Raw genomic sequence first — 15,145 nt, forward strand, 5'->3', positions numbered from 1 at the left:
GGACGCGCAACAGTCGCAATCGAAGCAAACTCCATGACAGGCAAGACACCAGGCAAGATACGAATGACTGAGGGACCGGTCATCATTCTTGTCGAACCTCAACTCGGCGAAAACATCGGCATGGTGGCGCGCGCCATGGCGAATTTCGGCCTTTCGCAATTGCGTCTGGTCAACCCACGCGACGGCTGGCCGAGCGACAAGGCGCGCGCCGCTGCCAGCAAGGCCGATCACGTCATCGACGGCGTCGTGGTGTTCGACACGCTGGAGGGGGCGATTGCCGATCTCGGTTTCATCTTCGCCACGACCGCGCGCGAGCGCGACGGCTTCAAGGCAGTGCGCAGCCCCGTCACTGCGGCAAGGATGCTAAGGGCGCGCCAGGCCTCGGGGCAGGCGACCGGCATCCTGTTCGGCCGCGAACGCTTCGGCCTCAGCAACGAAGAGGTGGGGTTGGCCGACGAGATCGTAACTTTTCCGGTCGATCCATCCTTTGCTTCGCTCAACATCGCGCAAGCGGTGCTGTTGATGTCTTACGAGTGGCTGAAGTCGGGGCTGCAAAGCGAGACCGATACGGTCTTTTCCGGGCCTGAAATAACGCCGGCGCCAAAGGAGCAACTGATTGGCCTGCTGTCGCATCTCGAAGATGCGCTGGAGGCGCGTGGTTATTTCCGCCCGACTTCGAAAAAGCCCAAAATGGTCGACAATCTTCGCGCCGTGCTGACCCGCGCCGGCTTTGCCACCGCGGAAATAAAATTGTTGCGGGGGGTGGTGGCATCCTTGGATTATTTTTCGCCGAAACAGCCGCGCGGCTCGGGCTATCCCGAACGCAAGGCCAAAGCGGACAAAGCGGCGCGAACCGGCAAAGCCGAGACAGACACCGGGGAGGGCGGCCATGACTGACCGTCCGATCCTGATGTTCGATTCGGGCATCGGCGGGCTTGGCGTCCTGCGCGAGGCGCGCGTCCTGATGCCCGAACGCCGCTTCGTCTATGTCGCCGATGATGCTGCGTTTCCATACGGCGACTGGGAAGAGGATGCGCTGCGCAGCCGGCTGATCGAACTGTTCGGCCGTCTGCTGCGCGAGCACGAACCCGAAATCGCGGTCATCCCCTGCAATACGGCGTCCACGCTGGCGCTCGGCGATCTTCGCGAGGCCTATCCGCTGGTGCCGTTTGTCGGAACGGTTCCGGCCATCAAGCCAGCCGCGGAGCGCACGCGCTCCGGCCTCGTTTCGGTGCTGGCGACGCCGGGAACCGTCAAACGCCAGTATACGCGCGACCTGATCACCGACTGGGCATCCAAATGCCATGTGCGTCTTGTAGGCAGCACGCAGCTTGCCAGGCTGGCCGAGATCTACATGCGCGAGGGTTTTGTCGACGAGGAAGCGGTACGGGCCGAAATCGCGCCCTGTTTCCTGGAACAGGACAGCAAGCGCACGGATATCGTGGTCCTGGCCTGCACGCATTACCCGTTCCTGGTCAACCGCATGCGCAAGATGGCGCCCTGGCCGGTGGACTGGCTCGACCCGGCGGAAGCGATCGCGCGCCGCGCGCTTTCGCTGCTGAAGGTGGTTGCCCGGCCCGACGATGCCGCCGCCGCGGTCTTTGGCCGCGATCTTGCGATCTTCACCTCCGGCAAGCCGCATTTCGCCACGGCGCGCTTGATGCAGGGTTTCGGGCTCAGCCTGGTTTAGCCGCTGGCGGAAGCTGCGATCGGCGCACCATTGCCGAGGCCGCCAGGATGATGACGATCGTCGCGACATAGGCGGCGATCTGGATGCCTTCGGGGCGCGCGACGTAACCCACCAGTATGTGCAGCAGGAATCCAAGGGCTGTCGTCTGCGGCAGGATATCGGATGTGTTCCAGATATCGTATCCGAGCGGCGGCAGGTATCCGGCCTGCACCAGGAAGGCGGCTGCCTGCGCGGCCAGGCCGGCGGCAAGCAGGATGATGATGACGCCGGTGACGCGGAATATCTGCTTCAGCGGCACGCGCAGCAGCCCTGCATAAAACAGCCAGCCTACCAGCGAAGCGGCAATCACGCCCAGCAGGCCGGCTTGCAGCATCGTGGCGAACCCGTACTGGCCGTCGATCGCGATGCCATAGAGGAAGAGTACGGTTTCAGAACCCTCGCGCAGCACCGCGACCGCGCAGATGATCGCCAGCGCCGACAGTGGCTTGGCACCTTCCTTGACCGCCTTTCCGACCGCACGGCTTTCGCCGACGAGTTCGGCCGCATGCGCGCTCATCCAGATCTGGTGCCAGGCGAGCATGACCACCGCGATCAGCAACACGACCGCATTGAACACCTCGGCTCCGTTGCCGTCGAAGAGATCGGAGAGCCCGCTGGCGAAGAAGGCGACGATCGCCGCGCCGCAGAGCCCGGCCGCCACGCCGCCTGCCACCCAGCCGGCGCGGCCGGAAATGCCCTTGCTGGCGGCAAGCACGATAGCCACGATCAACGCAGCTTCGAGCGTTTCGCGAAAAACGATGATAAATGTGGAGAGCATGCGTTCACTCCGCGAAGAGATTGCCCAGCGCGGTGTCCATGTGGCGTTCGCCGAAGAAACCGTAGGTGCCCGCGGTCAGCGGGCCGACCTGGAAGGTGGCTTGCTTGCCGCCGGCGATGACCTTCTCGACATGGAAGTCATTGCTCTCCAATTCTTCTGCCGTCGGGTCACTGTTGATGACGACCAGCGTGAATTCCTTGCCGGCGGGCACCGTCAGCGTTTCGGGCCTGAAGCGATGGTCCTTGATCGTGAGCGTGTAAGGGGTTTCCGCAGCCTGCGATGCAAAGCCCGACCAGGCGAAAACCGCCGCGGCAGCGGCTGCGAGCGGGAAGTGGCGAATGAGCATGATGATGGACCTCGGCAAGCCGGCGTCTCTCCGCCTGGCAGGTTCAGGACATGCTCAGAATATAAAGATGATGCCAGAAGTCAACATAAATACGCACCTTGGAATCGCTCTAAATACAATGATTACAATATGTTAGGTGGTGTATGACACCCTGGAGGCTCCACATGGAACCGGCTTGATGCGCTGGCGTTGTCAGGGTTCGGAAGGAGAAAAGCTATGCCCGCCACATCGAAAGCCCAGCAGAAAGCTGCCGGCGCCGCACTTTCCGCCAAGCGCGGCGAAACCAAGAAGAGCGAACTTTTCGGCGCTTCGAAGGAAATGTACGAATCCATGAGCGAAAAGCAGCTCGAGGAATTCGCCGAGACCAAGCGAAAAGGCCTGCCGGAGAAAAAGTCGAAGGGCTGATCCCGGCCGGCAGGCCGTTGCGCCTTCAATAGCCCAGCGTGAAGCGCTTTCCCGTGTGCTTCGGCGTTTCTGCCTCGTCGACGATGGCGACCGCGAGGTCCTCCACAGAGACGTGGCTTTCGCCCTTGGCGTCGAGCACGGGCTGATCGCCACCGAGGCGGAACTTGCCGGTGCGTTTTCCCGGCGCCATGTGGGCGGCGGGAGACAGGAACGACCATTCAAGCCCGGCTTCCCCACGAAGTTCCGCGAGCGCATCGCGCGCCGCGCGCGCACCGTCGCGGTAGGCCTCGGGGAAATCAGGAGAATCGACGAATTGGCTCCCGTCCGGCGCATGAAGACTGCCGGCGCCGCCAATCACGATAAGACGAACGCCCGCGGCCTTGGCGGCCGCAACGATGGCTCTCGATCCTTCGAGGTGCTTTTCGTAGATTTTTGGATCGCCCCAGCCGCCGTTGAATGCGGAAATGGCGACTTCGTGGCCGGCAAGCTCGGAAGCGAGCGCCTTTGCGTCGGTTGCGTCGACCTTTCTGGCGGCTACACCCGCGCGCGCCGTGACCTTGTCGGGGTTGCGCACCAGCGCGGTGACTGCATGGCCGCGCTGCAGGGCCTCATTGAGAGTGGCGCTGCCGACAAATCCGCTGGCGCCGATCAAAGCGATCTTCATGATTTCGTCTCCTTTTGCCGGCGCCGGGCCTTTGGTCCCGAATGCAGGCATGTTATGTAATCTGGTTATCAACGGTAACTACATAGCCATCCCCTCCAGGCAGCGAAAGAACGCATGATTTGTTGCCTAGGTTATCTTGAGGGAACCACATGAACGCCCCGAACAAGTCCGTGCAGTCGACGCCGCTCCTGCATTCGCATCCCGGTTTTCGCCAGGACGAACGCGGCAACTGTCCGATCCGCGAGGTGCTGGACCTGGTCGGCGATACCTGGAGCATCCTCGTCATCATCAATCTCCAGGCAGCTCCAACACGCTTCAATGCGTTGAAGCGTGCGATCGAAGGCATTTCGCAACGCATGCTCACGGTCACGTTGCGTTCGCTGGAACGCGAGGGATTGGTGCGCCGTACAGTCAGGCCGACTACGCCGCCGGAGGTCGAATATGCACTGACGGACATCGGCCATTCGATCGCCGTCCCGATAGCGGGGCTGGCGGGTTGGGCCGAACAGAACCGCGACCTGCTGCGAGCCGCGCGGACCGCGTTCGATGCCGCGCAAAAGGCTTCCTGAGTTCGCCGCAATACGCCGCATCGCGCTTGGCAAGAAACGGAATGCAGGCTTCCGGACTGCTGGATAGGGTCTTCGCAGCTAAGGAAACAGCGAGGACAACAGCCATGAACGCCCCGAAGAAAATGGTGCCCGAGCTCGACTGGGGTACGGTAACGCGCGATCTCGACGAGTTCGGCGTCGCATCCACCGGGCAAATCCTCGACGAGAAGGATTGCCGTGCCTTGCGTGGGCTCTATTCCGATGACCGGCATTTCCGCAGCCGCATCGTCATGCAGCGACATGGTTTCGGAGCCGGCGAATACAAATATTTCGCCAACCCGCTGCCCCCGAAGATCGATGCCTTGAGACACGCGTTTTATGAAAAGCTGGCGCCGGTGGGCAACGATTGGAACCGGCGGATGGGCCTTGACCGTCGATATCCGGAAACCCTGGATGCGTTTTTGGTGCAATGCCATGCCGACAATCAGTCCCGACCGACGCCGCTGCTTTTGAAATACGGGCCGGGCGACTACAATTGCCTGCACCAGGACGTCTACGGAAAGCATCTGTTTCCGATCCAACTGGTGATCCTGCTCAGCGATCCGGCCACGGAGTTCGAAGGTGGTGAACTGGTGCTGACCGAACAGCGGCCGCGCATGCAGTCGCGCGCAGAAGTGGTGCCGCTTCGCATGGGACACGGCGCGTTCTTCGCGGTCAATGATCGGCCAAAGGCTGGCTCTCGCGGCGATTATCGCGTAAAGATGCGGCATGGCGTCAGTCGCGTTCGGTCCGGCGAGCGGTTCACCACGGGCATCATTTTTCACGATGCGGCTTGAGGCTGCTCAGCGGCGTTGACAAAATGCGAACACTGATCTAGTGAACCGCCAGCGCCGGGCAGCAATGTCCGGCGTCTTATTTGACGTGTCCCGTGGGTTTTTCCGCAAAGCGTGCGTGGAAAATCCTGTCAGGCTTCGAAAACGGAAGCCAGAGGAGGGCGCGTTTCCTTCACGCGGAACGCGAGGTTCCGTGTGTATTTGTTTGAAAGGGAATGCGATGAGCAAGCGCGAATCCGCGAAATACAAAATCGATCGCCGTCTTGGCGAAAACATCTGGGGCCGTCCGAAGTCGCCGGTCAACAAGCGTGAATACGGTCCCGGCCAGCATGGCCAGCGCCGCAAGGGCAAGCTGTCGGACTTCGGTCTGCAGCTGCGCGCCAAGCAGAAGCTGAAGGGCCACTACGGTGACGTCTCCGAAAAGCAGTTCCGCAAGACCTACGAAGAGGCAAACCGCCGCAAGGGCGACACCTCCGAGAACCTGATCGGCCTGCTCGAGTCGCGTCTGGATGCGGTCGTCTACCGCGCCAAGTTCGTGCCGACCATTTTCGCTGCCCGTCAGTTCGTCAACCACGGCCACATCAACGTCAACGGCAAGCGCACCAACATCGGTTCGTACCGTTGCAAGGCTGGCGACGTTATCGAAGTCCGCGAGAAGTCGAAGCAGCTGGTGATCGTTCTGGAGTCGGTCCAGCTCGCCGAGCGCGACGTGCCGGATTACATCGAAGTCGATCACTCCAAGATGACCGCGACCTTCGCTCGCGTTCCCGGCCTGTCGGACGTTCCGTACGCGGTCCAGATGGAACCGAACCTCGTGGTCGAGTTCTACTCGCGCTAATCATTTCGACTTCGGCGCAGCCGTACGAAATGCGAGGAAGCGGCCTTTGGGCCGCTTCCTTCATATCGCAGGAACAAGGCCGAGCATGGACAGCCGCAGATCTCCGGGCAATCCGATCTCCGACGGCCAGACTACGACCGCCACATCGGCGGTTCTGCTCACAGTCCTCTTCTACATTGCCTTCTGGACGCTGCAGTCCTCGCTCAGCAGCAACAATCTCGACGCCCATGGCGACATGGTCGAGAACTTCGCGTGGGGCATTGGCTGGCAACTCGGCTACTACAAGCATCCGCCATTCTTCGCCTGGGCCTCTGCTGCCTGGTTCCTCGTCTTCCCCCGAACCAACGTTTTCTACCATCTGCTCTCCTCGGTAAGCGTCGCGGTGGCGATGTGGGCGATGTGGCGCATCTCGACCCGGTTGTTCGACCGTAACCAGCAGATTCTGCTGGTAGCATCGGTTTTCTTCCTGCCGCCGCTGACCTTCCTGGCGCAGAATTACAACGCGACCTCGGCGATGCTGCCGTTGTGGGCGCTGACGTTCCTCTTCTATCTCCGGCTGATCGAGCGCCGTTCGGTGCTCGATGCGTGTTTGCTCGGGCTTTTCGCGGGTCTCGCCATTCTCGCGAAATATCACTCGATCGTGCTCCTGCTGGCGATCGCAGCGCACATGCTCGTCGACCGGGATGTGCGGCCGATCTTCCTGACAAAATTGCCGTGGATCGTAGCGTTTGTCGGAGCGCTGGTTCTGGCTCCCCATTTCCTGTGGATGGTCGCCAACGATTTCATAACCGTGCGTTATGCGTCGGAGCAGGGTTCCGGCAACTGGATGGATACGCTGCGCTACGCGGCGCGGTTCCCGGTGGCGATGCTGCTTTACACCTTGCCGATTTTCCTCCTGCTTATCCCGCATCGCTTCCCAAGAAGCGGAAAGCCGCTGTTCGCCTGGGGACAATGGCGTGTCTTCCGCGACACTCTGCAGGGCCGGGCGCTTGCCTATGTCGGCGTCCTGTCGCCATTGATCACACTGGTGCTGGGGTTGGCGCTCAACGCGCAGGTGTCTTCGCTCTGGGCGATACCGTTCTTCGTCTTCATTCCGTTTTTCCTTGTTCCGCTGCTGCCCCGCGAACTCGCCGGCCGCCAGAAAATCGTGGTGCCCGCCATGATTGCGCTCTATGCCGCCGCCTTGCTGGCGCTGGCGCCGTCGCTAAAGGAGCGCAGCTTCGAAAGTGCGCGCGGCAACGCCGCCACGCCGCTCGCCGCGATTTCCAAGGTCGTTGAGGCACGCTGGCACGCGGCGACAGGCAAAACGCTGGGCATCGTCGCCGGCGACAACATGGTTGCCAATGCTGTCTCCTTCTATGCGGCCGACCGGCCGTATGCGGTCCAGCAAGCGTCCCTCAAGTTCACGCCTTGGGTTAGCAGGGACGACATAGAAAAAGCCGGCGCGGCCTATATCTGCGCCCTCGGGTCGGTCGATGCCTGCCGTACCCAGGCCCTTGAACTGTTCGGTCGCATCGACGCCGAGGAAGCCCTGCAGGTTCCCGTCGAGTTCGGAACTGCCGCGACACCAGCCTGGACCGGCACGTTGCTTATGCGCTTTCCCGCCGCGCACTGACGTAGCGAGGGGCGGCCCTCCCTCAATGAGTTGTGACAGCTCGTTAGAACTCATGCATATCCGTTAGCAGCGAACCGGTATAGAATCCGGAGATTGCGGCGCATTCGAAGCGGAGCGCTTCGTCGTTTGCAGGTCCATTCCGAGCGCCACACAAGAGGTTGTTCCATGAGCGAAGTTCAAACATCGTTCGCGCTTTTGCGCCAGTCGCCGGGCGTTTCTGCGGAAGCTGTAGATGCAATCCAGAAAGTGATTGCCGAAGGGCTGGATCGCCATCTCTGCCGGATCAATGCGCTGGCGTTTGCGGCACAGCGGGGGCTCGACGAGGAAGCCACGATCGCGACGTTTCTGCATGCCGCGCAGATCGGCATCTTTGACATGTCCTGGAACGTGCTGTGCCCCGGCTGCGGCGGGGTCCTCGATTCGAACGCCACGCTGAAGACGATCAGGAAAGAGGAATATGTGTGCGCCTTGTGCGCCGACAATTACTCCCCGACGCTCGACGAAATGGTCGAGGTCACCTTCACGGTCAGCCCGCGGGTCCGCAAGATCGCGGCGCACAATCCCGACGAGTTGCCGATGGTGGAGTATTTCCGCCAGATGTATTGGGGGTCCGGCGTCGATCTCCCTGACGAGGGTTTCGAGGAGCTGATCGACAGTATCGTGATCGAGGACTTCGAGCTCGCTCCCGGCGAAAAGGCCGTTCTTTCCCTCCAGTTGCCGGCGCATTTCTTGACCGTGTTCGAGCCGGTGACGCATAGCGCACAGTTTCTCGATGTCAAAGGCGAAGCCACGCGCGAGCGTCAGAACCTGTCGCTGGCTTTTGACCGGGATCACACGCACAGCCAGGTCATCGAAATGCATCCCGGGCCGCTGCGCATCTCGCTGGAAAACAAGACGGATGCCCGCGTTCTGCCGACCGTGTTCATCGTCGAAGACGCCATCCATGATCTGCTGGCCAAGCGCCGGCCGTTCCTTACCGCCAAGCGGCTGCTGACCAACCAGACTTTCCGGGATCTTTACCGGACCGATACGATCGACGTCGATCAGCGCCTGAAAATCACCAGCCTGACCTTCCTGTTCACCGACCTCAGGGCCTCGACCGAACTCTACGAAAGGGTCGGCGACCTCGCCGCGTTCGATATCGTGCGCTCGCATTTCCAGGTGCTGCACGACATCGTCGCGATCGAGGCCGGCGCGGTGGTCAAGACGATCGGCGATGCGGTCATGGCGACATTCCCGACCCCTGACAGGGCGGTGGCCGCCGCACTCAGGATGCGTGAAGCTATGCGGGAGATGAACGAACAGAGCGGCCGCGAGGACCTGATCCTGAAGATCGGGGTGCACGCCGGGCCGTGCATCGCTGTGACCATGAATGAACGGCAGGACTACTTCGGTCAGACCGTCAACATCGCGTCGCGCGTGCAGGGACTGGCGACTTCGCAAGCAATCTTCGTCACCGGCGTTGTCGTCGACGACCTCAAGGCCGCCGATCTGCTTCAATCGAGGGACCTGAAGCCGGTATCGCACAATGCCTCGCTGCGAGGCATCGAACGCGAAGTGCCGGTCTTTACCATCCCGTAGTCCGACGGCGGGCAGTTCAGCGCCAATCCGTTCCGGCTGGAGCATTTTTTGCAGCCAGGTGCCCGGCTCAGCGTGAATGCATTCCGCTCTATTTGCGGCGGTAGAGGAAATAGCGGTCCTGCGATACCGAGGCGGGCAGGGGTTGCGGCGCCAGTTCGGAATGTTCCAAGGGCAGCCCGCTGACGGCAATTCCTCCCGACCGCAGCAGCCGCGCCGTCAGCTCGGGAAGCCAGGTCAGTGTCGCGGCATCCTTGTCGGCATAGCCGGTTCCGATGTCGGCATGGACCAGGGCGGCATCGATTCCTGCCATCGCGGGTGCGGTTTCGCGGATTTCGCCGATCACGAGGTCCTCCGGGTCGGGAGTGGACGTGCCATGCGCCGCGAGGGCTCGATCGAACGCGATGATGCGCCGCCCGGGAAGGCGCTCCCGCAAATGATCGAAAGTGCGGCCGTTGCCGAGGCCGAGTTCGATAACAGGCCCATCCATGCCAGCGACTTCCGCTGAAATGTGGTCGAGAACGTCTCTCTGCGCGGTAACGCGGCGAATGAAACTGTCGAGGCGGCTCATGGGTTAACTCTGCTTATGTGGAGATGCGCACGAATGTGGAACGGCGTCACGAGTGTTTGCCGACGTTCAGGCTGGGATAGGTTCTGAACCAGTCGACAAAATCGGCCATTCCGTCTTCCAGCCGGGTTTTGGGTCTGAATCCGAGATCCCGTTCGGCGAGCGAGATGTCCGCAAAGGTGCGCAAGACATCGCCGGCCGGTTTCGGCTTCATGTTCATGATGGCGGTGCGCCCGGCGGCTTTCTCGATCGCCGCGATGAAGTCGAGCAGCATGACCGGCGAATTGTTGCCGAGGTTGTAGATCGGCGCGGTTCCGGTCGGATCGGCGACGATGCGGTCCGCGGCCGCCACCACGCCGTCCACGATGTCGCTGATATGCGTGAAGTCGCGCTGCATCTCGCCATTGTTGAATACGGAAATCGGGTTGCCCTTGAGGATAGCCTCCGTGAACAGCCAGGGCGCCATGTCGGGACGGCCGTATCGGCCATAAACGGTGAAGAACCGCAGCCCGCTCGAGCGGATCCCATACAGGTCGCCATAGGCGTGGGCGAGAAGTTCGCCGGCACGTTTGGTGGCCGCATAGACCGAAACCGGGGCGTCGGCGCGGGCGGTTTCGACAAAGGGCACGGTTTCGGCGGCGCCATAGACCGATGACGAACTGGCGTACACGACCGGCGGACGCTTGGGCAGCCTTGCCGCCATCTCGAACATCGCTACCTGTCCGGTTACGTTGGAATCGACATAGGCGAAGGGATTTTCCACGGAATACCGAACGCCTGCCTGTGCGGCCAGATGCACGATCACATCGGCATCGGTCGCTTCCCCGCCGATTTTCTCAGCCAGGTCGCGGCGAGCCACATCGATATGCTGGAAACGGAAGCCCTTATGGGCGTGCAGCAATGCCAGGCGGTCGTGCTTCAGGCTTGTTGGATAGTAGTCGTTCAGATTGTCGATACCCAGGACCTGGTCGCCGCGCTCGAGGAACCGGAGAGCTGTATGGCAGCCGATGAAGCCGGCGGCCCCGGTCAGAAGAACGTTCATCATGTCCCCGCGCGGTCGCGCCTTGTTTGCGACGCGGTGTGGCAAATCAACCGCGCCGCGTTTATCTAGTGGTCCGATTCCAACATTCGCATCCCGCTGATACAGGGCACTCAGGCGAATGTTGGAATCAAAGGACCACTAGCAGATACATAATTCTAGTGGAGCTTTGAATTTGACATTCGCACCGTGCGCGCGATGTGAAACTGGATGCGAATGTCAAATTCGCTCCACTAGGGCGACGGATAGGGTTGAACGGCAAACTTTGCAATGACTGGCCAGGCCGCCGCGAAGGATCGCACGACATTCGGGGCGCCGGTAGCCTGAGCACTCAAGGAACTTTTCGATGAAATTGACGATTTTCGGGACCGGCTATGTGGGTCTGGTCACCGCGGCCTGCTTTGCCGACGTGGGACACGAGGTTTTCTGCGTCGACATCGATGCAACGAGGATAGGTACGTTGCAGCGCGGCGAAGTGCCGATTTTCGAACCGGGCCTCAAGGAACTCGTTGTCCGCAATGCCGAGGCTGGCCGGCTTGTCTTCTCCACCGACGCTCGCGCTGGCGTGCAGTTTGCCGAGCTGATCTTCATTGCGGTCGGCACGCCGCCGAACGGCGACGGGTCGGCGGATCTGCGCCATGTGCTCGATGTTGCCAGGACGATCGGCGAGCACATCGACGGCTACAAGATCGTGGTCGGCAAGTCGACCGTTCCTGTCGGCACTGCCGACCGGGTTGGCGCGACGATCACTGAGACGATGGCGGCGCGCGGTGTAGCGCACGTTTTCGATGTCTGCTCCAATCCGGAGTTCCTCAAGGAAGGCAGCGCGGTGGAGGACTTCACCAAGCCGGCCCGCATCATCGTCGGCACGGGGTCGGAAATCGTTCGCAAGAAGCTTCACGACTGTTACGCGCCATACAACCGCAACCACGACAAGCTGATGTATATGGACGTTCGCTCGGCCGAACTCACCAAATATGCCGCCAATGCGATGCTGGCGACCAAGATCAGCTTCATGAACGAGATGGCCAATATCGCCGAGCGGCTTGGCGCTGACATCGAGGAGGTGCGCAAGGGCATCGGCTCGGACCCGCGCATCGGATATCAATTCATCTATCCCGGCTGCGGCTACGGCGGCTCGTGCTTCCCCAAGGACGTGCGCGCGCTTGCAAGCATCGCCAGGGAGGCCGGTTTTGGGGCCGATCTCATGCAGGCGGTCGAGCGGGTCAACGACGCGCAGAAGGATGTGATGTTTCAGAAGCTGTCGCAAGCTTTCGACGGCAATCTTGAAGGCCGCACCATCGCGCTCTGGGGCCTGGCATTCAAGCCGAACACCGACGACATGCGCGAAGCGCCGAGCCGCAGGCTGATGGAAGCGCTCTGGGGCGCCGGCGCCAGTGTACGGGCATTCGATCCCGAAGCGATGCCCGAGGCGCGCCGTCTCTATGGCGGGCGGGCGGACCTGGTGCTTGCATCAAGCCCGCAACAAGCTGCTGCTGGCGCGGATGCCCTGGCAATCTGCACAGAGTGGAAACAATTCCGGGTGGCGGATTTCGCCTGGCTGAAGGCCAATCTTATCAACCCGGTGATTGTCGATGGGCGCAATCTCTATGACCCGGAGCAGGTGCGTCAGCATGGATTGCTTTATTACGCCATCGGCCGCGGCGATTCGGTCAATCGCGCGGCTTCCGCTCCGGCCCGTCGCGAGGTCGCTTAACAGCTACGCCGGCCGGTGCCACGCTGGCGTTATCTCCCACAAGGGCGAGGCAATCGCATGTGATTGGTCGACCCCCACTCCGGTTTGCTTTGCGCCCCCTCTCCGTCTCGGCTTCGCCTCGACACCTCTCCCCCGCTTCGCAGGGGCGAGGAACCGCTGCCGCGATGCCGACGCCCTTCCAGCTTGGGTTCCTCGCCCCTGCGAAGCGGGGGAGAGGTGGTTTGCGCAGCAAACCGGAGAGGGGGGCCTTCCAAAACAAGGGCCGGATGGGAGCGCCACGGAGCGCGCACGCCGCCGCCCCTTTTTCCGTCCCGTCAGCGATATGGGTCGGCCGCGTCGCGCAGGCCATCGCCAAGGAAGTTGAACGCGAGGATGACCAGAATGACGGGGATCATCGGGAAAAGCAGCCACGGGTAGAAAGCGATCACGCTGACCCCGCGGGCCTCGGTCAGGAGAATGCCCCAGCTGGTGATGGGCGGCCTGAGACCCAATCCAAGGAAGCTCAGCGCGGTCTCTCCCAGGATCATGCCGGGGATCGCGATCGTCGCGGTGGCGATCAGATGCGACATGAAGCCGGGGATCAGGTGCCGGCCGATGATGCGGCTGCTTTTGGCGCCCATCAATTGCGCGGCGAGCACATAGTCTTCCTCGCGCAGGGCGAGGAGTTTCGAGCGCACCGCTCGCGCCAATCCGGTCCAGTCGAGCAATCCAAGAATGAGCGTTATGCCGAAATAGATGAGGATCGGACTCCAGGTCACCGGCATGATCGCCGCCAGAGCCATCCACAGGGGAATGCTCGGTATGGACTGCAGCACTTCGATGACACGCTGCACGATCAGATCGAACACGCCGCCGTGGTAGCCGGCGAGCCCTCCGATGATGATGCCCAGCACGAAGCTGAAGGCAATGCCGACAAGCCCGATGGTAAGCGAAATGCGGGCGCCGTAGATGATGCGCGACAGCACGTCACGCCCCAGCCGGTCGGTGCCGAGCAGGAACAGCTGGCCGTTTTCGGCCGGGCACGCCAGGTGAATGTTGCTTTCGACCAGCCCCCAGAATTTGTAGCTGTCGCCGCGGCAGAAGAAGCGGATCGGCTGCACCTGGCTCCTGTCGTCGCTGTAGTTCCGCTTGAGCGTATCCATATCCAGCGTCATCTGCCGGCCATAGACGAAAGGTCCGATGAACTGGCCGTCGCTGAAGAAGTGGACACGCTGCGGCGGCGAGTAGATGAAATCCATGTTGCGCGTATGCAAGTTGTACGGCGCAAGGATCTCGCAGACGAGGATCATCAGGTAGAGCGCGGCAAGGAATATGCCGGAAGCCACCGCAACCCTGTGCCGCTTGAACTTCCACCACATCAGCTTCAGTTGCGAGGCTTGGTAGACCTGCGATTGCTCCTCCGTCATCGCTTCGACGGAAAGCGGATCGAACGGTGCGGTGGAAATGTAGTGGCCGAGGCCTGCGCCCGGTGCGGGAAGCGGTGAGTTCATTTGGTGCTTCCGCCTTGCAACCGGATGCGTGGATCGAGTGCCGCCAGCGCCAGATCGGAGATCAGGACGCCAATGACGGTCAAAAAGGCCAGGAACATCAGGAATGATCCGGCGAGATACATATCCTGGCTTTGCAGCGCCTTGATCAGCATCGGACCGGTCGTTTCGAGCGAGAGCACGATGGCCGTGATCTCGGCACCGGAAATGATCGCCGGCAGGATCGATCCAATGTCGGACATGAAGAAATTGAGCGCCATGCGCAGCGGATATTTGACCAGGGTGCGGAAGGGATGAAGCCCCTTGGCGCGGGCCGTCATGACGTACTGCTTCTGCAACTCGTCCAGCAGGTTGGCGCGCAGGCGCCGGATCATGCCTGCCGTGCCTGCGGTGCCGACGATGATGACCGGAATCCACAGATGCTCAAGGATCGACTTTGCCTTGTCCCAGCTCATAGGCTCGCCAAGGTATTTCTGGTCCATCAGGTGGCCAATGGAGGTCCCGAACCAGATGTTGGCGAAATACATCAGGATGAGCGCCAGCATGAAGTTCGGGATGGCGATGCCGAGCAGACCGAGGAATGTCAGGCCGTAATCGCCCCAGCTGTACTGATGCGTTGCCGAATACATGCCGATCGGAAAGGCGAGGAGCCAAGTGAAGACGATGGTCACGAAGGACACCAGGACAGTCAGCCACATCCTGTCGCCGATGACGTCGCTGACCGGCAGCTCGTATTCGAACGAATAGCCGAAATCGCCCCGCAGCATGCCGGCGAGCCAGTAGAAGTAGCGAATGATCGGCGGTTTGTCGAAATTGTATTCGGCGCGCAGCGCTTCCAGCTTGTCCATGTCGACGCCTTCGCCCTGCGCGCGCATTTCCGCGGCGTAGCTGTCGAAATAGTCGCCAGGAGGCAGTTCGATGATAGTGAAGACCAGCGCCGAAATGATCAGCAGTGTCGGAACCATGACGGCGATGCGCCAGAGTATGTATCGCAGCACGC

Annotated in this window: 16 protein-coding genes; 9 read left to right on the forward strand and 7 right to left on the reverse strand. The window is 61.5% G+C overall.

All coding sequences use genetic code 11. The features are described from left to right. Positions 1–63 precede the first annotated feature (63 nt). Together F3H98_RS11405 and murI are read left to right on the forward strand one after the other, a co-directional pair. Positions 64–897, forward strand: coding sequence for an RNA methyltransferase (locus F3H98_RS11405; RefSeq protein WP_244621670.1), 834 nt, complete (start codon positions 64–66; stop codon positions 895–897). Further along, positions 890–1,690: a glutamate racemase gene (gene murI / locus F3H98_RS11410; RefSeq protein WP_149760259.1), complete on the forward strand. Its 801-nt coding sequence runs from the start codon at positions 890–892 to the stop codon at positions 1,688–1,690. Before F3H98_RS11405 ends, murI begins: the two co-directional genes overlap by 8 nt. On the opposite strand, the gene F3H98_RS11415 is transcribed toward murI, so the two are convergent. Next, complete coding sequence (locus tag F3H98_RS11415) at positions 1,677–2,507, reverse strand: FTR1 family iron permease (RefSeq protein WP_149760260.1); 831 nt, start codon at positions 2,505–2,507, stop codon at positions 1,677–1,679. The genes murI and F3H98_RS11415 overlap by 14 nt on opposite strands. Positions 2,508–2,511: 4 nt before the next feature. Continuing rightward, positions 2,512–2,871 carry a cupredoxin domain-containing protein gene (locus F3H98_RS11420; RefSeq protein ID WP_244621671.1) on the reverse strand — a complete coding sequence of 120 codons (360 nt, stop codon included), beginning with the start codon at positions 2,869–2,871 and terminating at the stop codon, positions 2,512–2,514. 198 nt (positions 2,872–3,069) lie between these two features. On the opposite strand from F3H98_RS11420, the gene F3H98_RS11425 reads away from it, so the two are divergent. Further along, positions 3,070–3,258, forward strand: coding sequence for a DUF3008 family protein (locus tag F3H98_RS11425; RefSeq protein ID WP_149760261.1), 189 nt, complete (start codon positions 3,070–3,072; stop codon positions 3,256–3,258). Positions 3,259–3,283: 25 nt separating this feature from the next. Here F3H98_RS11425 and F3H98_RS11430 read toward each other — a convergent pair whose 3' ends face one another. Further along, the gene (locus F3H98_RS11430; RefSeq protein ID WP_244621678.1) at positions 3,284–3,925 is read right to left on the reverse strand and encodes an NAD(P)-dependent oxidoreductase; all 642 of its coding nucleotides are present in this window, start codon (positions 3,923–3,925) and stop codon (positions 3,284–3,286) included. Between the two features lie 146 nt (positions 3,926–4,071). Between F3H98_RS11430 and F3H98_RS11435 the strand changes: the two genes are divergently transcribed. From F3H98_RS11435 to F3H98_RS11455, 5 genes are all read left to right on the forward strand, one after another. Next, on the forward strand, positions 4,072–4,491 hold the full coding sequence (locus F3H98_RS11435; protein ID WP_149760263.1) for a winged helix-turn-helix transcriptional regulator: 420 nt from the start codon (positions 4,072–4,074) through the stop codon (positions 4,489–4,491). A 104-nt stretch (positions 4,492–4,595) separates the two neighbouring features. Next, complete coding sequence (locus F3H98_RS11440; protein ID WP_188130397.1) at positions 4,596–5,306, forward strand: 2OG-Fe(II) oxygenase; 711 nt, start codon at positions 4,596–4,598, stop codon at positions 5,304–5,306. A 217-nt stretch (positions 5,307–5,523) separates the two neighbouring features. Continuing rightward, positions 5,524–6,141 (forward strand): 30S ribosomal protein S4, encoded by a 618-nt coding sequence (gene rpsD, locus F3H98_RS11445; protein WP_149760265.1) that lies wholly within the window; start codon positions 5,524–5,526, stop codon positions 6,139–6,141. Positions 6,142–6,226: 85 nt separating this feature from the next. Beyond that, on the forward strand, positions 6,227–7,756 hold the full coding sequence (locus F3H98_RS11450) for a glycosyltransferase family 39 protein (RefSeq protein WP_149760266.1): 1,530 nt from the start codon (positions 6,227–6,229) through the stop codon (positions 7,754–7,756). Between the two features lie 165 nt (positions 7,757–7,921). Continuing rightward, entirely contained in the window at positions 7,922–9,337 is a 1,416-nt protein-coding gene (locus F3H98_RS11455) for an adenylate/guanylate cyclase domain-containing protein (protein ID WP_149760267.1), read from the forward strand. Positions 9,338–9,425: 88 nt separating this feature from the next. Here F3H98_RS11455 and F3H98_RS11460 read toward each other — a convergent pair whose 3' ends face one another. After that, the gene (locus F3H98_RS11460; protein WP_149760268.1) at positions 9,426–9,905 is read right to left on the reverse strand and encodes a class I SAM-dependent methyltransferase; all 480 of its coding nucleotides are present in this window, start codon (positions 9,903–9,905) and stop codon (positions 9,426–9,428) included. Between the two features lie 46 nt (positions 9,906–9,951). Next, complete coding sequence (locus F3H98_RS11465; RefSeq protein WP_149760355.1) at positions 9,952–10,944, reverse strand: NAD-dependent epimerase/dehydratase family protein; 993 nt, start codon at positions 10,942–10,944, stop codon at positions 9,952–9,954. A gap of 343 nt (positions 10,945–11,287) precedes the next feature. On the opposite strand from F3H98_RS11465, the gene F3H98_RS11470 reads away from it, so the two are divergent. Beyond that, the gene (locus tag F3H98_RS11470; RefSeq protein ID WP_149760269.1) at positions 11,288–12,658 is read left to right on the forward strand and encodes a UDP-glucose dehydrogenase family protein; all 1,371 of its coding nucleotides are present in this window, start codon (positions 11,288–11,290) and stop codon (positions 12,656–12,658) included. Positions 12,659–12,972: 314 nt separating this feature from the next. On the opposite strand, the gene F3H98_RS11475 is transcribed toward F3H98_RS11470, so the two are convergent. Both F3H98_RS11475 and F3H98_RS11480 read right to left on the reverse strand, forming a co-directional pair. Beyond that, a complete protein-coding gene (locus F3H98_RS11475) occupies positions 12,973–14,148 on the reverse strand; it encodes an ABC transporter permease (protein WP_149760270.1) in 1,176 nt (391 codons plus the stop codon). After that, complete coding sequence (locus tag F3H98_RS11480; RefSeq protein ID WP_149760271.1) at positions 14,145–15,143, reverse strand: ABC transporter permease; 999 nt, start codon at positions 15,141–15,143, stop codon at positions 14,145–14,147. Before F3H98_RS11480 ends, F3H98_RS11475 begins: the two co-directional genes overlap by 4 nt. Positions 15,144–15,145 lie beyond the last annotated feature (2 nt).

It is taken from the genome of Neomesorhizobium albiziae (assembly GCF_900114255.1).
In the GTDB taxonomy this organism is placed as follows: Bacteria; Pseudomonadota; Alphaproteobacteria; order Rhizobiales; family Rhizobiaceae; genus Neomesorhizobium; species Neomesorhizobium albiziae.